17 protein-coding genes are annotated in these 18,573 nt (G+C 67.1%); 10 read left to right on the forward strand and 7 right to left on the reverse strand.

From position 1 onward, the window contains the following. The 4 genes from VIK36_RS10575 to VIK36_RS10590 are packed head-to-tail and all read left to right on the forward strand — an operon-like array spanning nt 1 to nt 4,454. Nucleotides 1–2,178, forward strand: coding sequence for a bifunctional polysaccharide deacetylase/glycosyltransferase family 2 protein (locus VIK36_RS10575; protein WP_324645149.1), 2,178 nt, complete (start codon nt 1–3; stop codon nt 2,176–2,178). 27 nt (nt 2,179–2,205) lie between these two features. Further along, on the forward strand, nt 2,206–2,472 hold the full coding sequence (locus VIK36_RS10580) for a hypothetical protein (RefSeq protein WP_255175480.1): 267 nt from the start codon (nt 2,206–2,208) through the stop codon (nt 2,470–2,472). Nucleotides 2,473–2,513: 41 nt separating this feature from the next. Continuing rightward, nucleotides 2,514–3,407 carry an SMP-30/gluconolactonase/LRE family protein gene (locus VIK36_RS10585; protein WP_324645151.1) on the forward strand — a complete coding sequence of 298 codons (894 nt, stop codon included), beginning with the start codon at nt 2,514–2,516 and terminating at the stop codon, nt 3,405–3,407. 15 nt (nt 3,408–3,422) lie between these two features. Continuing rightward, entirely contained in the window at nt 3,423–4,454 is a 1,032-nt protein-coding gene (locus VIK36_RS10590) for an aldo/keto reductase (RefSeq protein WP_324645153.1), read from the forward strand. Nucleotides 4,455–4,484: 30 nt separating this feature from the next. On the opposite strand, the gene VIK36_RS10595 is transcribed toward VIK36_RS10590, so the two are convergent. Then, the gene (locus VIK36_RS10595; protein WP_420716263.1) at nt 4,485–4,730 is read right to left on the reverse strand and encodes a hypothetical protein; all 246 of its coding nucleotides are present in this window, start codon (nt 4,728–4,730) and stop codon (nt 4,485–4,487) included. Nucleotides 4,731–4,746: 16 nt separating this feature from the next. Next, nucleotides 4,747–6,180 carry a flotillin family protein gene (locus tag VIK36_RS10600; RefSeq protein WP_255175483.1) on the reverse strand — a complete coding sequence of 478 codons (1,434 nt, stop codon included), beginning with the start codon at nt 6,178–6,180 and terminating at the stop codon, nt 4,747–4,749. A gap of 374 nt (nt 6,181–6,554) precedes the next feature. Between VIK36_RS10600 and VIK36_RS10605 the strand changes: the two genes are divergently transcribed. From VIK36_RS10605 to VIK36_RS10615, 3 genes are read left to right on the forward strand one after another with little or no spacing between them, the layout of a single operon-like run. Further along, nucleotides 6,555–7,877 carry an MFS transporter gene (locus VIK36_RS10605; protein WP_255175484.1) on the forward strand — a complete coding sequence of 441 codons (1,323 nt, stop codon included), beginning with the start codon at nt 6,555–6,557 and terminating at the stop codon, nt 7,875–7,877. 6 nt (nt 7,878–7,883) lie between these two features. After that, on the forward strand, nt 7,884–8,537 hold the full coding sequence (locus VIK36_RS10610; RefSeq protein ID WP_255175485.1) for a flavin reductase family protein: 654 nt from the start codon (nt 7,884–7,886) through the stop codon (nt 8,535–8,537). After that, nucleotides 8,530–9,273, forward strand: a complete 744-nt coding sequence (locus VIK36_RS10615) for an enoyl-CoA hydratase/isomerase family protein (protein ID WP_255175486.1) — start codon at nt 8,530–8,532, stop codon at nt 9,271–9,273. Before VIK36_RS10610 ends, VIK36_RS10615 begins: the two co-directional genes overlap by 8 nt. Nucleotides 9,274–9,309: 36 nt before the next feature. On the opposite strand, the gene VIK36_RS10620 is transcribed toward VIK36_RS10615, so the two are convergent. Both VIK36_RS10620 and VIK36_RS10625 read right to left on the reverse strand, forming a co-directional pair. Then, the gene (locus VIK36_RS10620; protein WP_303695330.1) at nt 9,310–10,173 is read right to left on the reverse strand and encodes an SDR family NAD(P)-dependent oxidoreductase; all 864 of its coding nucleotides are present in this window, start codon (nt 10,171–10,173) and stop codon (nt 9,310–9,312) included. Between the two features lie 46 nt (nt 10,174–10,219). Next, nucleotides 10,220–12,799, reverse strand: coding sequence for an excinuclease ABC subunit UvrA (locus VIK36_RS10625; protein ID WP_324645264.1), 2,580 nt, complete (start codon nt 12,797–12,799; stop codon nt 10,220–10,222). A gap of 180 nt (nt 12,800–12,979) precedes the next feature. On the opposite strand from VIK36_RS10625, the gene VIK36_RS10630 reads away from it, so the two are divergent. Beyond that, entirely contained in the window at nt 12,980–13,804 is an 825-nt protein-coding gene (locus tag VIK36_RS10630; RefSeq protein WP_255175487.1) for a DUF1206 domain-containing protein, read from the forward strand. Here VIK36_RS10630 and VIK36_RS10635 read toward each other — a convergent pair. After that, entirely contained in the window at nt 13,752–14,615 is an 864-nt protein-coding gene (locus tag VIK36_RS10635; protein WP_324645161.1) for an MBL fold metallo-hydrolase, read from the reverse strand. The two genes, VIK36_RS10630 and VIK36_RS10635, sit on opposite strands and share 53 nt — an antisense overlap. 249 nt (nt 14,616–14,864) lie before the next feature. Between VIK36_RS10635 and VIK36_RS10640 the strand changes: the two genes are divergently transcribed. Beyond that, nucleotides 14,865–15,608 carry an SGNH/GDSL hydrolase family protein gene (locus tag VIK36_RS10640; RefSeq protein ID WP_324645163.1) on the forward strand — a complete coding sequence of 248 codons (744 nt, stop codon included), beginning with the start codon at nt 14,865–14,867 and terminating at the stop codon, nt 15,606–15,608. Between the two features lie 70 nt (nt 15,609–15,678). On the opposite strand, the gene VIK36_RS10645 is transcribed toward VIK36_RS10640, so the two are convergent. Both VIK36_RS10645 and VIK36_RS10650 read right to left on the reverse strand, forming a co-directional pair. Next, entirely contained in the window at nt 15,679–16,380 is a 702-nt protein-coding gene (locus VIK36_RS10645; RefSeq protein WP_324645165.1) for an SCO1664 family protein, read from the reverse strand. A 58-nt stretch (nt 16,381–16,438) separates the two neighbouring features. Next, nucleotides 16,439–17,068, reverse strand: coding sequence for an MSMEG_4193 family putative phosphomutase (locus tag VIK36_RS10650; protein ID WP_255175491.1), 630 nt, complete (start codon nt 17,066–17,068; stop codon nt 16,439–16,441). A 104-nt stretch (nt 17,069–17,172) separates the two neighbouring features. On the opposite strand from VIK36_RS10650, the gene VIK36_RS10655 reads away from it, so the two are divergent. After that, nucleotides 17,173–18,561 carry a sigma 54-interacting transcriptional regulator gene (locus VIK36_RS10655; RefSeq protein WP_255175492.1) on the forward strand — a complete coding sequence of 463 codons (1,389 nt, stop codon included), beginning with the start codon at nt 17,173–17,175 and terminating at the stop codon, nt 18,559–18,561. The last annotated feature ends 12 nt before the right edge of the window (nt 18,562–18,573 follow it).

Below are 18,573 nucleotides of genomic sequence, written 5' to 3' on the forward strand. Positions count from 1 at the left end.
ATGACCCGCCGGAATAAAGGTTCCCGACCCGCCGCAAGCAACGTCCCCGCTACTGTCAGGGCGCATTGGTTTGTCCTTCTCGCCACCCTGATGGCCCTGGGGCTCGCCCTGGCCGTGCAGGGATACATCCATCATCTGGGCGGAGCGCCCGGGGACTCTTTGCCGGCGGACACAGCCGCAGGCGCCGTCCCCACAACGCTCTCGCACGGCGGCCCCGTGGTGGATTCGCGCGGCGGCTCCGTGACAACCGTCAGCCCGCCGGACCGGACCATCGCCCTGACCTTCGACGACGGCCCGGACCCGGTTTGGACGCCCCGCATCCTGGACGTACTCCGGGAACACCACGTCCATGCCACCTTCTTCGTCGTTGGTTCCGCGGCGGTGGACCACCCGGACCTGGTGCGCCGCATGGTGGCGGAAGGCCACGAAGTGGGTGTCCACACGCTGACCCACACCGACCTTGGCACAGCCCCGGACTGGCGCCGCGAACTGGAGGTGCAGGGCGGACAGGATGCGATTGTCGGAGTGACGGGCCAAGCGGCTTCCCTGCTGCGCCCGCCTTACACCGCCGGCAACAGCGCCATTACGAACGGCATGTGGTCCGCGCTCCATGGAATGGCGGACGAGGGCTACCTCACCGTGCTCAGCAGCCTGGACAGCGAGGACTGGCAGACCCCGGGCACCAAAGCCATCGAAGCCAACCTGACCCCGTCGGGGCCGCAGGGGCAGGTGGTCCTGATGCACGACGGCGGCGGAGACAGGGAACAGACCGTCGCCGCGCTGGACTCCGCCCTGTCGCGCTTCTCCGCACAGGGGTACAAGGTCACAACGGTCGGGGAAGCCGTGGGCGTGGACAGCATGCGCCCCGCTTCCAGCGTTGAACAGCTGCGCGGCTCTGCCCTGGTCTGGGGGATCCGCCTCAGCGATTTCGTCGTCTGGGCGATCTCCTTGGGGCTCGTCGCCGCCGGCGTCGTGACTTTCCTCCGTGCCGTCCTGGTGATGTTCTTCGCAGCACGCCACAGCCGTGCTGCACGCCGCCTCCCCGGTTCGGGACGTGGCCGGCGCCGCGTCGACGTGATGGTGGGGCCCGTGGTGACTGAAGCGGCGACCGTGATTGTCCCGGCCTATAACGAATCCGCGGGAATTGAAGCCGCTGTCCTGTCGATCCTTGCCTCCACGCACCCGGTCGAGGTCATCGTTGTGGACGACGGGTCCACCGACGGGACGGCGGACATCGTGGAGGCCCTCGACCTGCCTGGCGTCACCGTCATCCGCAAGGAGAACGGCGGCAAACCGTCCGCGCTGAACGCAGGGATCCAGGCCGCCAGCCACGACCTTGTGGTCATGGTGGACGGCGACACGGTCTTCGAGCCTGATACGGTACGTGCCCTCATCCAGCCGTTTACCGATCCCCGGGTGGGAGCGATTTCCGGCAACACCAAGGTGGCCAACCGGGGCGGCATCCTCGGCGCATGGCAGCACATCGAGTACGTCGTAGGGTTCAACCTTGACCGCAGGCTGTTCGACGTCGCCGAATGCATGCCCACCGTCCCCGGGGCCATTGGTGCCTTCCGGATTGAGGCCCTCCGCAATGTCGGGGGCGTCAGCGACGACACACTCGCCGAGGACACCGACCTGACCATGGCACTGTGCCGGGACGGCTGGCGGGTGGTGTACCAGGAGGACGCACGGGCCTGGACGGAGGCACCCGCCACCCTTGGCGCCCTGTGGCGACAGCGGTACCGCTGGTGCTACGGCACCCTCCAGGCAATGTGGAAGCACCGGGGTGCCGTGGTTCAGGGAGGTGCGGCCGGCAAGCTTGGCCGGCGTGGACTGGGCTACCTGCTGGTACTGCAGGTGCTGCTTCCCCTCTTCGCGCCCATCGTCGACGTCTTTGCCCTCTACGGCCTGATCTTCCTGGACCCGCTGCGGATCGGGGCTCTGTGGCTGCTCTTCCTGGCGGTCCAGTTGCTCATGGCCGCCTACGCGTTCCGGCTCGACAAGGAACGGCTGGGACCGCTCTGGACACTCCCGCTGCAGCAGTTCGTCTACCGGCAGCTCATGTACCTGGTGGTCATCCAGGCCGTTGTCACGGCAGTTGCCGGAGTCCACCTTCGCTGGCACCGGATGGAGAGGTACGGCAGCCTGCGCGTCCCGCAGACCCAAAGCCAGGGCTAGGGTAAGTTCGGGCCCATGGAATGTGTCGTGATCTACAGCTTGCGTGAGGGCGTGGACAGATCCACGGTCATGGACGTCTACCCCCGCCACAAGGCGTACTACGAGGCTTTCCGGGCCGCCGGGGGAGGACTGCTCGCCCTTGGCCCCTTGCAGTCCCCGGAGCCCGGCCTGAGCTCGCTGGGCATCTTCACGTCGTACGGGGAAGCCGAACGTTTCATTGCCGGTGATCCCTTCGTGACGGAGGGTCTCGCGGACCCTAAGCTGCTCGAATGGAACGCCGTGCACCTGGCGTAGGCGGGCATGGCAAACAACCTGGACGGCGAAGGGGCTTTCTCATGGGTGACGGACTGACGACGGGCGTGCTGGAGCGCCTGTACACCGGCACGGTGTGGGCGCAGGGTCCATTGTGGGTGCCGTCGTCGCAGACGGTGCGGTGGAGCGATATCCCCAACGACCGCATTCTCGAGTTCCACCCGGACACCGGGATGACGCAGGAATACGCGACCGGCGTGGAGTTCACCAATGGTCGTACCCTCGACGCCGACGGCAGCGTTGTGCAGTGCAGCCACGGCCGGCGCCGGGTGGAGCGCGACCGCGACGGGACCGTCACCGGCCTGGTCGACTCCTTCCAGGGCCACCGGCTGAATTCACCCAACGACGTGGTGATTGCCCGCGATGCCGGCATCTGGTTCACGGACCCGCCCTACGGGATCCTTCCGGGAACAAAGGAAGGGCATGAGGGCGAGCAGGAATACGGGGGCTGCCATGTGTTCCGCTTCGACCCCGCCTCCGGAACGTTGACCCCTGTGGTGACCGACCTCGTGCATCCCAACGGACTGGCCTTCTCGCCTGACGAATCCATCCTCTACGTTGCGGACACGGCCGGCAGCGCCTACGGCGTCCCGCTGCGGATCGCCACCTACGCTGTGCGCGACGGCCACTGCAGCGCCAGGACCGGCACGCTCGAGTTGGAGGACGGCCACGCGGCCGACGGGTTGCGGGTGGACGTCGAGGGAAGGATCTGGACCTCGGCCGGCCCCTCCGTGCGGATTTACTCACCGTCCTTCAAACTCCTGGGCACCATCCCCGTGCCGGAGACCGTCTCCAACCTGTGCTTTGGCGGTCCCGACGGGCAGGACCTCTACCTGACCGCGACCACCAGCCTGTACCGGATCCGCACCACCACCACGGACGCGGCCGCACGCAACCATCCCACCGACCGCAACTGAACGCGAGGACACACCATGCAGCACCGGACACTGGGCCACAGCGGCACCGTCGTCACCAGCTTCGCGCTGGGCACCATGACCTTCGGCGCGGAAGCGACCGAAGAAACATCCCACGACATCCTGGATAGCTACTTCGAAGCGGGCGGCAATTTCATCGACACCGCCGACGTCTACAGCTCGGGAGTGTCCGAGGAAATCATCGGCCGCTGGAGGGCCCGGCGTCCCGGCCTGCGGGACACTGCGGTGATTGCCACCAAGGGGCGTTTTCCCATGGGGACGGCACCGAACGACGTCGGAACATCCCGGCGGCACCTGACCCGCACCCTGGATGATTCGCTCCGCCGCCTGGGCGTGGAGCAGATCGACCTCTACCAGATGCACGCGTGGGACCCCATAACCCCCGTGGAGGAAACCCTCCGGTTCCTGGAAGATGCCGTGACCCGCGGCAAGATCGCCTACTACGGCTTCTCGAACTTCCTGGGCTGGCAGCTCACCAAGGCTGTCCATGTTGCCCGCAGCCAGGGGTGGAACCCGCCGGTCAGCCTGCAGCCGCAATACAGCCTCCTGGTCAGGGACATCGAGTTCGAGATCGTGCCGGCCGCCCTTGACGCGGGAATCGGCCTGTTGCCGTGGTCGCCCCTGGGCGGCGGATGGTTGTCGGGCAAGTACAGGCGTGACCAGAGTCCCTCCGGAGCAACCCGTTTGGGGGAGAACCCCGAACGCGGCATGGAAGCCTGGAAGGCACGCAACGACAATCCTCGCACCTGGACGGTCATCGAAGCCGTGGAAGGCATCGCGGCCGACCACGGCGTGAGCCCCTCCCAGGTCGCCCTGGCCTGGCTGGTAGACCGGCCTGCCGTAACGTCCGTGATCCTGGGTGCCCGGTCCACAGAGCAACTTGCGGACAACCTGGCGGCCGCCGACCTGAGCCTCAGTGCGGACGAAGTCCACCGGCTCACCGAGGCCAGCCGGCCAGAGGCAGGGGTGTATCCCTACGGACCCATGGCCGAGGAGCAGCGCAGCCGCAAAATGGAGGGCGGAAGGTAGCCCCACCCCGGGAGGGGACGCCGCCGGGCCTCACTGATCGTGCTTCAACACGTCCGGCAGCTCCTCCACGTACACCGTTTGCGGCGGGTCGAAATAGATCACCAGCACTTCCGCGCCCACCGGATAATCGCTTTTCTTGTCGAATGGATGCGCGTGGAAGGCCATGGTGCCGCCAAGGTAGGGCAGCATGACTTCGCCGATGGTGCCCGGGCCGATACGCCCGGTTACCCGGCCGATCTTCCCGGTCAGGCTCCGGTCAATGTTCCTGCGGATCATGACGTGGCTGGAGTTCCTACGCGCCCGGCGCCTTGGGCTGGCGCTTGGCGTCTTCACCCTTCCGGAGCGCCGATGCGAGCGCCGGCAGGTAGTCGCCTGCCTGTGCCAGGATTCCGCCCAGCATCTTGTTGACGCCCTCGCCGCCGTTCAGCACGGTCATGTGGCCAACATGGGAGAACGGCTCGGCCGCTGCGGCGATGATGGCCGGCATGTTCTCGGCGAGCTGCTGGGAGATAACCGCGTCCTGGTTGGTACCGAGTGCTTCGGCGCGGGCCTTGATGCCGTCCGCCTCGGCCAGCGCCTTGGCCTTGATTGCAGACGCCGCGGCGTCACCTTTTGCCCTGGTCGCCGCGGCTTCGGCCTCGCCCGTGACCTTGGTGGCTCCCGCCGCGGCAGCCGCGGCGGTGGCGTTGGCCTGGGCCTGGAGCTCCGTCCGGCGGGCATTCGCCTGGGCCTCAAGCTCCGTCCGGCGTGCCAGTGCCTCAGCGGCGCTGATGTCTGCCGATTTCTGGCCCTCCGCATCGGTGCGTTTGGCGTAGGCTTTCGCGTCCGCGGGTTTCCGGATGCTGGTCTGCAGCTTCTGCTCTTCCCGGTCCGCCTCAAGCTTGGCGACTTCGGTTTCCTGCACCACCACCTGCTGCCGCGCCGTGGCCTCGGCCAGCGGGCCGGCCTGGGCGGCATTGGCGCGGGCGCGTTCGGCGTTGGCCTGCGCCACTGACTGCCGGATGGCCGAGACGCTCTGCGCATCCGCGATCAGGGCCGCCGCCTCCGCCTCCTTTTCCGCCGCCTCCCGGTTACGGGTGGCCTCCGCGATCCGGGCCTCCATCTTTACTTGGGCGATATGGGGCTTTGCGATGTTCTGGATGTAGCCGGTGGGGTCCTGCAGGTCCTTGATCTGCAGCGAGTCCACCACAAGGCCCAGCTTCTCCATCTCCACGCCGCTGGCGCCGCGGACCTGCGACGCGAGCTTGTCCCGCTCGCGGATGATCTCCTCCATCGTCATGCTGCCAATAATGGAACGCAGGTGGCCCTCGAAGACGTTGTATACCTGGCTTTCCATCTTTGGTTGCTGGCCCAGGAAGCGGCGGGCGGCATTGGCGATAAAAGGCGGCGCGTCCCCAATCTTGTAAATGACGACGCCCTCCACAACGACCTGGATTCCCTGTGAGGTGACGCATGAAACCTTGAGCTCGGTTTCATTCAGGGTCAGTGACAGGGGCCGCACGGTCTGGAGGCCGGGAAGGACCAGGGCACCCTTGCCCGTGACGATTTTGAAATCCATTCCTTCCCGGGTTTCCAGGGTTCCCCGGGTCAGCCCGGAAATGATCAGGGCCTCGTTTGGCTCAGCCACCTTCCACATCAGCTTCGTGGCAACCCAAATGAAACCAACGGCAAACAGCACTCCGAGAATAATGGCGATAAGTGGAAAGAACGGTGCAAAGTCCGGCATGGCCAGGTCCTTTCGACGCCGCAAACGGCATCACGGTAAAAACCCCAATAAATGCAGCCGTCCAATTACCCGACCAATGAAAGTGCCGTCAATTCCGGTGCACCTGGCCGGCTGTTGTAGACAGTCTGATTGGGCCCCGCCCAAGAGTCCAGAGCCGTGCCGATATTTGCCTGCGGCAACGGAATAAGGCGTACGACGGCGGCACCTGGCATCCGCCGCCGCCCGCGGCCGGGAAGCCGTTGACATGGGCAACTACTGCTCGCACGATGGGAAGACGAACCGCAATGCGGGTCCAGCGCCTGGTTTCACTATTCCTTATCCTTGTTTTGCCGTTCAAACCGGGCGTTCTACTACATCTGACCAATGGAGTGATGATGAGTATTCAAGGAGTGACCCGGGAGCAGGCCGTCAGGCGCGCCACCGTGGCAAGCGTGGTGGGCACCACCATCGAGTGGTATGACTTCTTCCTCTACGGGACTGCCGCCGCACTGGTGTTTCCCCAGCTGTTCTTCCCGGGCCAGGTGGCCTTTGCCGGTGTGCTGGCCGCATTCGGCACCCAGTTCGTCGGCTTTGTGGCCAGGCCAATCGGCGCCGCCATTTTCGGCCATTTCGGTGACCGGATCGGCCGCAAGACAACACTCATGGCCACGCTGTTCCTGATGGCGTTCGGAACGGTACTGATCGGCTGTCTTCCGACATACCAAAGCATCGGCGTGGCCGCGCCGGTACTGCTGGTGGTCCTCCGCATCATCCAGGGCATCGGCGTGGGCGGTGAATGGGGCGGTTCGGTCCTCCTGAGCATGGAATGGGGCGACCCGAACCGCCGCGGCCTGTCCGCTTCCTGGCCGCAGATCGGAGTGCCACTGGGCCTGGTGCTGTCCACCGGCGTCGTCAGGATCACCACAGCCGCCACCGGCACTGACGGATTCGTTGCCTACGGCTGGCGGATCCCGTTCATTTTGAGCATCATCCTGATCGGCGTGGGCCTGTTCGTCCGGCTCCGCGTCATCGAGAGCCCGGAGTTCGACGCGGTCCGGAAGTCGAACAAGGTGGTGCGGGCCCCGATCATCGAGGTGATCCGGCGCCAGCCCAAGGAAATCCTCCTTTCCGCCCTGGTGCGTACATCGGAGCAGGCTCCGTTCTACCTGTTCATTACCTTCGTAATTACCTACGCCACCAAGCAGCTGAAGCTGGACAGCAACTCAATCCTTGATGACACACTGATCGCGGCCGCACTCGGGCTGATCAGTGTTCCCCTGTTCGGGCGCCTTTCAGACCGTTTCGGCCGGCGCCGCGTGTATGGAACCGGCATCGTGCTGACGGCGCTGTTCGCTTTCCCCTATTTTGGGCTGCTCAACACCAGGGACGCCCTGTGGGTTGGTGTTGCCGTCGTGGTCAGCCTGATCCTGCACGACATCCAGTACGGGCCGCAGGCCGCCTTGATCGCCGAAAGTTTTGACACCGACATCCGCTACACGGGCGCCGGTCTGGGGTACCAACTGGCCAGCGTCGTCGCCGGTGGTCCCGCGCCCCTCATTGCCGCCGCCCTGCTGGCGACCTATGGGAACTCGACGTCGATCTCGCTGTACATCATCCTCTGCTGCGTGATCGCCATGGCCGCCCTGGTCTTCCTGCCGAGGGCCAAGGGAGCCCTGGCCAAGGATGCCGCTGCCGCCGCCACGCCAGGAAGCCCGTAGGACCGGATGCGGACAGACTTCGATCCTGAACAACTGGGTCCGCGGGACTTCTACAAATTCCTCACGTCCGTGGTGGTTCCGCGGCCCATCGCCTGGGTTTCGAGCACCTCCCCGGCGGGGGTGGACAACCTGGCGCCCCATTCGTTCTTCACGGTCGCCTCGGTGGACCCCCCGATCATCCAGTTCACCTCCGTGGGCGAAAAGGATTCGCTGCGGAATATCGAGGCAACCGGGGAGTTCGTAGTGAACCTCGCCCCGGCAGCGCTGATCCAGGAGGTCAACGCCACCGGGACCAACTTCAGCGCAGATGTGAGCGAATTCGACGCCGCCGGCCTGGCCCGTGAGCCCAGTGCTGCGGTCCGGCCGCCCAGGGTTAAGGAGTCTCCGGCTGTTCTGGAATGCTCGCTTCACCAGACCTTGCGGATGGGCGACTGCGTCCTGGTGTTCGGGCTGGTGGTGCACGCGTCCGTCTCATCCCAGGTGCTCAGCGGCAACCACCCGGAGGTGGCCCGGCTTGATCCGCTGTCCAGGCTTGGCGGGGACGAATGGGGGAGCCTGGGCCCCGTCCACCACCTGCCTCGGATCCGGGCATCGCAATGGCCTGGCCCGTTCACACCGCGGGCCACGGGAGACAGGACGCGTGATACCCCGGATGGATGACGAATCAGGGTCTGTTGCGACGCTTTCTATTGGCAGCGGGGAACGGCTCAATGCCCTCGGCCTGAAGGACTGGCAGGAGCTGCGGCTCGCCGTCCACCGTCTGGCAGCGGTCCCTTCACTCCGCGCCGTCGTTGTGCGGGGCAGGGGAGGGGTGTTCTGTTCCGGCTTTGACGTCCGCGAATGGGAGGGAGCGCCAGACAGCGAGGTCAACCAGACATTCGGCATCATCGAAGCAGCGCTGCAGGCGCTCGAGGACCTGCCCGTTCCCACCGTGGCTGTCGTTGAGGGGGTGGCCGCCGGTGCCGGCTGCCAGTTGGCCCTCGCCTGCGACCTCCAGCTGCTCACCGCCTCAGCCCGCATCGGGATGCCCGTGGCACGCCTTGGACTGCTGGTGCCGGCAACCTTCGCAACCCGCATGGCATTGCGCGTCGGCCCCTCCCGCAGCAAGGACCTCCTTTACGCGGGCCGTATGTTGACCGCGCGCCAGGCGTGGGACATGGGGCTGGTCACCACCCTGGCCCCGGACGACAACGCGGATGCTGCGCTCGCTGCGGTCCTCGACCCGTGGAAGGGAGCCTCAGCGGCCTCCCTGAGGGCATCGAAGGCAGCGGTGGACGAGGGCCTGCGCCTGCTGACGGAAACCGGCCGCCGCGCACCACAGGGACCGGCGGTGGATCCCCATGAGTTCCGGAGCCGGGTCTCAGGCTTTCTCCATCGCCGCCGGGGCAGCCTGTAGCCCGGCTCGGCCGGCGCCGAGGATGCCGGGTCCGGACTAGGACGGGTCGGGTGGCTCCAGGACGGTGATGTCCAGCGGCATCCTGTTTGCACGGCGCAGGCGGCCGCCCAGCACGTTGCGCAGGCCGTGCGTGACCATCCGCCGCCGGGTCAGGAACCGGAATTCCGCGGCATCTGAGGTCACCAGGTCCAGGATCGGTAGCGCCGCCTCACGCGGGGCCTGTCCCCACAGCCCGACCACCACCTGCAGGCCCGTGAGGCGCTGCTCGTACCCTGCCTGCGACGCCACACGCCCCAGGAGTTGGGTCTCCACCAGTCCTGGGTTCATGCCGTGCACCCGGACGCCGGTGCCTTTGGTTTCCAGCCGCAGGGTCTCCGTGAACTGGCGGACCCACCGTTTGCTCGATGCGTAGGCGTTCTGCAGGGCCACCGGACCGCGGTCGCCCTGGCCGTACAGGTTGACCAGGTCGCCATGGCCCTGACCCAGGAACACAGGCAACGCCATCCTGGCACCATGGAACGTGCCAAGGACGTTGGTGCGAACCACTCGCGTGAAGTCATCGATGGGTGTCGACGCCGTGGGCCCGAAAACCCCGGAGGTGCCGGCGTTGTTGACCCAGATGTCCAAGGTCCCCCGGGCCAGGGCCTCGTCCCGGAGCGCCTCAACGTCTCCCGGTTCGGCGGTGTCGCAGCGCTTCCCGGAAGCCGCGATCCCTTCAGCACGCAGGCGCCGGACGGCGGCAGCAACGCCGTCGTCCGCCCTGGCTGCCAGCACCACCTCTGCGCCGTGCAGGCCCAGGACCCGGGCCATTTCAAACCCCAGCCCGCGCGAAGAGCCGGTCACCACCGCCACGCGGCCGCGAAGGACATCGTGGGTGGGCACCGCCCGTCGGGTACGCATTCCTCTGTCCTACGCCCCCGCACGCACGGGGGCAAGAGGGGCCGCCCTAGCGGTCCTTGCCGGCGGACGCGGCCTGCAGTGCCGCGGCGAGGTAAGGGGCCGTGCGGCTGCTGCGGGAACGGGCGACGGCGGCCGGGTCACCGGCGGCGACGATCGTGCCGCCGGCATCGCCACCAGCGGGTCCAAGGTCCATGACCCAGTCGGCGTCGGCCACCACGTCCATGGCGTGTTCCACCACGATTACGGTGTTCCCGGCGTCCACCAGGCGGTTCAACTGCGCCATCAGGAGCTGGACGTCGGCAGGGTGCAGCCCCGTCGTGGGCTCATCCAGGAGGTAAAGGGTGTGCCCGCGCCGGGCCCGCTGCAGTTCGGTGGCCAGCTTGATCCGCTGCGCCTCGCCGCCGGAAAGTTCGGTGGCGGGCTGGCCCAGCCGCAGGTAGCCCAGGCCCACTTCCTGGAGGGTCTGCAAGGACCGTGCGGCCGCGGGAACCCCGGCCAGGAAATCGGCCGCGGCATTGACCGTCATGCCCAGTACTTCCGCGATGTTCCTGCCCTGGTAGGTGACCTCCAGGGTCGCAGGGTTGTATCGGGTGCCGCCGCACTCCGGGCACGGGCCGTAACTGCCGGGAAGGAACAGCAGTTCCACGGCCACGAATCCTTCGCCCTGGCAGGTCTCGCACCGTCCACCGGCCACATTGAAGGAAAAGCGTCCGGGGCCGAACCCGCGGCTCCTGGCGGCATCGGTGGCGGCGAATTCCTTGCGGACGGCGTCGAACAGCCCCGTGTAGGTGGCCAGGTTGGACCGCGGCGTGCGTCCGATCGGTTTCTGGTCCACTTTCACCAGGCGGTCGATCCGTTCCAGCCCGGAGACGTGCCCCACGGTCAGTGGTCCGCCCTGTTCCTCGACGTCGTCGTCCGGCTCCCCGGCGGGTGTGGCGGTACCGGCCTCACCGGTGCCGTGGAGTGCGGCTCCGGCAACGTCGGCGAGGACCCGGCTGACCAGCGTGGATTTCCCGGAACCCGAGACGCCCGTGACCGCTGTCAGGACGCCGAGCGGAAAGGCGGCGTCCAGGTCCCGCAGGTTGTGGCGGCTGACGCCCCGCAGTTCCAGCCAGCCGGAGGGTGCCCGCAGGGAATCCGTGCCCGCGCCCTCAGTTGCCGCCCCTGTTTCTTTCGCACCTGTTGCGCCGGGGAACAGGAACGGACGCGTTACCGACTGCGGCACCTCATCGAGGCCCTGCACGGGCCCGCTGTACAGCACCTCTCCGCCGTCCTCGCCGGCCCTGGGTCCAACATCCACAACCCAGTCAGCCCGGCGGACCATGTCCATATTGTGTTCCACCACGAACACGGAGTTTCCCGACGATTTGAGCTGGTCCAGGACGGCCAGGAGGGGTTCGGCGTCGGCCGGGTGCAGACCCGCCGACGGCTCATCCAGCACGTAGATCACGCCGAACAATCCCGACCTGAGCTGGGTGGCGATCCGGAGGCGCTGCATTTCCCCCGGCGAGAGCGTGGGCGTGGCCCGTCCGAGCGCCAGGTACCCCAGGCCCAGTTCCAGCAGTACGTTGATGCGCTGCAGCAGGTCGCGGGTGATGGCCACAGCCACCTCATTGGACTCGGAGGACTGCTTGCGGGACGCGGTTCCCGCCGTGGCCAGCCTGGTGGTGGGGCGGATGATGTCCGCGAGTTCGGTCATGGGCACCGCGTTGAGCCCGGCGATGGTCTGCCCTGCGAAGGTCACCGCGAGGGCCTCGGGCCTGAGCCCGGTTCCACTGCACCGCGGGCAGGGCCCGGTTTCCATGAAGCGCAGCACCTTTTCCCTCATGGCGGGGCTTTTGGAGTCGAGCAGCGTGTGCATGACGTAGCTCCTGGCGCTCCAGAACCGGCCCTTGTAAGGTTTGGCAACCCGGTCCCGCTGCGGCGTTACTTCCACCACCGGCTGTTCTTCGGTGAAGAGGATCCAGTCCCGCTGTTTCCGGGGCAACTGCCGCCACGGGATGTCCACGTCGTAGCCCAGGTGGGTCAGGATGTCGCGCAGGTTCTTGCCCTGCCACGCCCCGGGCCAGGCGGCAATCGCCCCGTCGCGGATGCTCAGGGACGTGTCCGGAACCAGGGATGCCTCACTGACGGTGTGGGCGGTGCCCAGGCCGTGGCACTCCGGGCAGGCGCCCGCCGCGGTGTTGGGGGAGAAGGCATCCGAGTCCAGCGGCGCTGCGCCCTCCGGGTAGCTGCCGGCACGGGAGAACAGCATGCGCAGCGAATTGGACAGCGTGGTGACGGTCCCCACGGTGGACCTGGAGGTCGCCGTTCCCCGGCGCTGTTGGAGTGCGACGGCGGGCGGCAGCCCGGTGATCAGGTCCACCTTGGGGTTGTGGCCCTGCTGGATGAGGCGGCGGGCGTAGGGCGCCACTGATTCGAAGAACCGCCGCTGCGCCTCCGCGTAGATGGTGCCGAAGGCCAGGGACGACTTGCCGGAACCGGAAACCCCGGTGAACGCCACGATCGCATCCCGCGGCACATCCACACTGACGTTCCGCAGGTTGTTTTCGCGGGCGCCGCGCACGCGGACGAACCCGTCTTCCGCGTGGTCGGCCGTGGGTTCGGAGATGTTCAGCTCGGTCAGTTCATCAAAGTTCTGTTTGGCATGCACCGCTTCGACTGTAGTAGCCAACAGTGCGTGGCCGGAACTTTCCTGGACCTGTCGGGACGGCGCGGACGGATTTACACTGAAGCATTCCGCGGCGCAGGCATGCGAAGCCGGCGGCGGAACAGGACATCAACTACATATGTGGAAGGGCCGGCCATGGGCAACGCGTCGCAGGGAGCTAACAGGGCAGTATCCGAGGCGGCCTCGGCGGGCCGCAGCCCGGCAGTTCGCGTGCTGGCCCGTGCCGGATATGTCTTCATTGGCCTGCTCCATATCCTGATTGGCGCCATCGCCCTGCAGTTGACCCGGGGCCAGGGTGGAGAAGCTGATCAGTCCGGGGCCCTGGGAAGCCTGGCATCCAAGCCGGGGGGCGGGATCCTGCTCTGGGCCGGCGCTGTTGCCTGTGCGGCGCTTGCCCTCTGGATGCTCAGCGAGGCTGCTTTTGGGGCGCGCACCGAGCCGGATTCCAAGAAGAAACTGAAGAAAGCTGCCGGTGCTGCGGGGAAAGCTGTGATTTTCGCTTTCCTTGCCTTTACCTTCGGAGTCTTTGCCGCCGGGGGCAGCAAGAACTCCAGCCAGTCGGCCAGCGATTTCACCGCAAAGCTGATGGGAGCGCCCGCCGGGGTGGTGCTTCTGGTGGTGCTGGGGCTGGCGATCATTGCAGGCGGCGTCCTTTACGCCTACCGGGGCGTTTCCAGGAAGTTCATGAAGGACCTGCAGGACCCTGGCAACGCACGGACCGCCGTGGAATGGCTGGGCATCATCGGTTACGCAGCCAAGGGTGTGGTGCTCGCCGTCGTGGGTGTCCTGGTCATCGTGGCGGCAGTAACCGCCGATCCGTCCAAATCCTCCGGCCTCGACGGCGGCTTGAAGACCCTCGGCGCACAGCCCTACGGCGGGTTCCTCCTCGCCGCCATCGCCGCGGGCCTCATTTGCTACGGCGTGTACTCGATGGCCCGGGCGCGGTACGGGAAGTTCTAGGCGCGGTACGGAAAGTTCCACCCACGGCAGGGGACGCTCCAGGCGTCCGGGACCTGAGAACTGCCAGCGCTTCCGCCAGCGGGGCGCCCAGGGCGGGGCCGTGGCCGGGAAGGACAGCCGCGGATTCCATGCCGGCCAGGTTCTGCAGGGCGGCCAGCGCGGCGGCCGGATTTTCGTGGTACATCGGGTGCAGCATCTGCGGTCCGGAAATCCGGCTGATCGGGTGGCCGCTGACAAAGCAGTCGCCCACGGCGATGGCACCAGCCCCGGGCAGGTGGATGGCTGCATTGCCTGGCGTATGGCCGGGCATGGGTACGGCAACGGGCCGCCCAGGCAGGGCCCGGAGCCTGGCAGCGTCCCACGCTTCGGCCGCCGGCACTGGCTTGGCACCCAGGGCGCCCGCCCTGATGACGTGCACCATCCAGCGGAAGATGCGCGGCCTCCAGGCGCGGCGGATGACCTGGCCAAAGGTGACCTGGTGCTTCTCCTTTCCCTGAACGTGGGCCAGTTCCCCGGGGGCGCACAGGACCGGGGTTCCGAATGACTCCGAAAAGAAGGCGGCGGAGCCCGTGTGGTCCACGTGTCCATGCGTGATCAGCAGTGCAAGGGCGTCGCCCGGTTCCAGGCCCAGGTGGCGGATCGACGCAAGGACGTTGCTGCGGTCACCGGGGTAGCCGCTGTCAATGAGGATGAACCCGGAAGGGTCCTGCACCACGATCCAGTTGGAGGCCGGCCCTTCGGCGAAGTAGACGCCGGGCGCCTGCTCGGAAACACTGGTTGCGGGGTTCCACCCGGTTGCCTGCCGCTGCACGGATACAGCGTAGCCCCGCCGGCTTCAGTGCAGCCCGGTAGACACCGGCCGGCATCGACCCCGCACGGCGGCAAGCAGGGTACCTAATGCCCTAAAGGTTCCTGTGCAGTCGCTGTGCATCCTGTTGATCCTGGTCACCTTGGCCCTAAAGTATTCCCACAATTGCCTACGATGGGACACGGACAAGTAGATAAACGGCCGGCGGTCAGTTCCCCGGCCACCCGGAAATTCCAGGCGGGAGGAGGTGCCATGCAGGACAGTGCGCTGCTGCACGGGCATCCCGGCCGGCTGGTGACTGCCGGTGTCGCTGCCCTCCTCCTGGCCGTGACGTCGGGAAGTGCAGCCCGGACCCAGCCCCCGGCCACGGCGGCGCCCCCGGTCCGCGTTGTGGTGGTGGGGGACTCTCTGAGCACCGGTCACGGCACGTCGCCGCAGCAGGCGTGGCCGGCGTTGATGCGCACGGACCCGGAGGTGGCGGGCCTTGAGGTGGTCAACGCAGCCGAGGACGGAAGCGGTTACCTCAGCCTGGGCGACTACAACGGAACCTTCGGCACCCAGGTGGATGATTACGTCACCCCGGACACCGGGATCGTGGTCTTTTTCGGTTCGGAGAACGACCTCGGCTACGCCTCTGCCGACGTCGGCGACGCGGCCCTGGCCGCCATGGACAGGGCAGAAGCCCTTGCCCCGGACGCCAGGATCATCGTGGTGGGGCCGCCGTCGTACACAACGGACCCTGACCCCGGGCTCCTGGATATCAGCGACCAACTCAAGACTGCCACTGCGCGGGCGGGCGGTGAGTACGTGGACCCGATCGCCGAGGGCTGGATCAGCGATGACTTTGATGACCTGATTGGCCCGGACGGCGACCACCCCACAGTGCTGGGGCAGCATTACCTGCTGGACCACATCGGGGCGCACCTTGAGCAGGCTGCACCGGCGGCCGCAGCCGCACTGGAAGCGCGCCAGGACGCGCACAGGCCCGCCGCCTGAACCTGGGACCCCTGAACTCCCGCCATCCACGCCTGGGACGCCCACATCTGGGACGCCTGGACTTCGCTGCCTAGACCAGCGGCCAGGGGTAGCGCCTGCCGGTGTGGTCAACGGGCAGCACCATCTCCTGCAGCATTCGCTGGACCCGGCGTTGAAGGGCAACCACCTCGCCGGGATGGAGCAGCGCTGCCACGTCAGCCGGAACAGTGTCCGCCAGAGGACTGATGTCCGCCAGCAGGTTGTCCGGAATCGGGTCGCCGGCGAAGTCCCAGATCACCGTGCGCAATTTGAAGGCAGCGGAAAAGCACAGGCCGTGGTCAATGCCCCAGATGCGGCCGTCCGCTCCGCGCAGGACATGCCCGCTTTTGCGGTCCGTGTTGTTAGCCACGTAGTCGAACAGGGCCATCCGGGCCAGCTCGTCGTGCGTTTCCGGGGAGTCCGCATACAGGGTGAAGTAGTGCTCCTCGTGGTCGCCCTCAATGAACCATTGCAGCGACCCCACGCCAAGCGGGGCATCCGTGCGGACCACCGTGGCCGGCACCATTCCCCAGCCCAGCGCTTCGCTCAGCAGGTACGCGGCGCGCTCCCGGCGGTACAGGCCGGCGTCGAAATCCGCCAGCGGCCGCTCTCCTGCCTCCGGCTTGTAGACGGCCCAGGCGGAATCGTCACCGCAGGAAAGCTCCGCGAGGAACGTGGCATTGCTGCCGCTCATGATGCGGCCCAGCAACTCCACGCGGCCCTCGGTGAGGAGGGTCAGCTCCCGCCCGGACACCGCATGCCCCGTGCCGCCGCGTCCCGCGGCGAGTCGTTCCCTGCCGGTCCGGATGGCATCACGGCGACCTCAGCCCGCTCAGGGGCTCCGACATCGAATTCACCGTGAGCACCGCCGGCGCCTGGCCGTCGGCATAGGAGATCACCGAGACCGACGCCGGGCTGATCATGATCCGCTGGAACAGGTCCAGGTGGGTGCCCAGCGCGTGGGCCACGGCCGCCTTAATGGGATCGGCATGGGAGAAACAGACCACGACGCCACCACGGTGGGCCGCCCGAAGATCCTCCAGCGTCCCAACCATCCGCGCCTGCATTCCGGAAAAGCCCTCGCCATTGGGGAAGCGGAACGCCGACGGGTTGTGCTGGACAGTCTGCCACTCCGGCAGGCCCGCAAGCCCGGCGAGCGCGGCACCGGTCCAGTCACCGAAATCGCATTCCAAAAGCCCGGCTTCTTCCTTGACCGTCCGGCCGGTGCGGGCGGCCGTAGGCTCCGCTGTCTCCCGTGCCCGCTCCAGGGGTGACGAATACAGCCCGTCGACGGGCAGGCCCGCAAGGCGTTCGGCAACAGCTTCAGCCTGCGTGCGGCCGCGCTCGGAAAGATGCAGGCCAGGGGCCCGCCCCGGCAGGACGGTGCCAGTGGTGGGCGTCTCGCCGTGCCGCACCAGGAGGATCAATGTGTTCTGTGTCATTGGGTCTAAGCGTAGCCGCGCGGGGAGCGGCAAGCGGTACCCGCGGGCGCAGGAATCTGGAGGAATCTATCGATTAGCCGCAGGGCGGGGATTACCGTAGAGGAGTGACTGATCGCCCCGATATCTACACCGTTGGTGAACTGCGCGCGGCAGGATACGTCCACAAGGACCTGCGGCACGAAATCCGCGACAACCTCCTCGCCGCCCTGGCTGCGGGACGTGACCCCTGGCCGGGCCTGTACGGCTTCAGCCGGACGGTGATTCCGCAGCTCGAGCGCGCCCTGCTCGCCGGCCATGACGTTGTCCTGCTGGGTGAGCGCGGGCAGGGCAAGACCCGCCTGCTCCGCACCCTGGCCGGACTGCTGGACGAGTGGTCGCCGGTGATCGAGGATTCGGAGCTGAACGAGCATCCCTTTGAACCGATCACCGAACAGTCCCGTGCCCGGGCACTGACGGAGGGGGACCGGCTGCGGGTGGCCTGGCGGCACCGTTCGGAGCGCTACGTGGAGAAGCTCGCCACACCGGACACGTCGGTCGCTGACCTGATCGGTGACGTGGATCCGATGCGGGTGGCCGAGGGCCGCCGCCTGGGGGACCCGGAAACCATCCACTACGGGCTGATCCCACGCTCCAACCGCGGCATCATCGCCATCAACGAGCTCCCGGACCTGGCTGAACGCATCCAGGTGGCCATGCTCAACGTCATGGAGGAACGGGACATCCAGATCCGCGGCTACGTCCTGCGGCTCCCGCTCGACGTGCTGGTGGTGGCATCAGCAAACCCGGAGGACTACACCAACCGCGGGCGCATCATCACACCCCTGAAGGACCGCTTCGGTGCGGAGATCCGGACCCACTACCCCATCGAACTGGAAGACGAAGTAGCGGTGATCCGGCAGGAGGGCCGGCTCGTTGCGGACGTCCCGCCGTTCATCCTGGAGATCCTGGCCCGGTATACCCGGGCGCTCCGCGAGTCGCCTGCCATCAACCAGACTTCCGGCGTTTCGGCCCGCTTCGCCATTGCCGGGGCGGAGACGGTGGCCGCGGCGGCACTGCGGCGGGCCAGCCTGCGGGGGGAGGAGCAGGCGGTGGCACGCATCATCGACCTGGAGCCCGCCGTGGAGGTGCTGACGGGCAAGATCGAGTTCGAATCCGGCGAGGAAGGGCGGGAACAGGGTGTCCTGGACCACCTCCTGCGCACCGCCACTGCGGAAGCTGTCCGGGCGCACTTCCAGGGTTTGGACATGGGGCCGCTCGTGGCCGCCCTGGATGGGCACCGGACCGTCACCACGGGTGAACAGGTCACGGCGCAGGAGTTCCTGGGCAACCTTCCGTCGCTGAACGGCTCGGGCCTCTACGACGAAATCGGGCGGCGCCTGGGTGCGGCCAATGACGGACAACTCGCCGCCGCCGTCGAACTGGCCCTTGAAGGGCTGTACCTGGGCCGCCGGATCTCCAAGGAATCCGATGACGAGGAAACCATCTACGGTTAGGCACAGGAGGCA

The sequence above is a fragment of the Pseudarthrobacter sp. LT1 genome (assembly GCF_035621795.1).
Classification (GTDB): Bacteria; Actinomycetota; Actinomycetes; order Actinomycetales; family Micrococcaceae; genus Arthrobacter.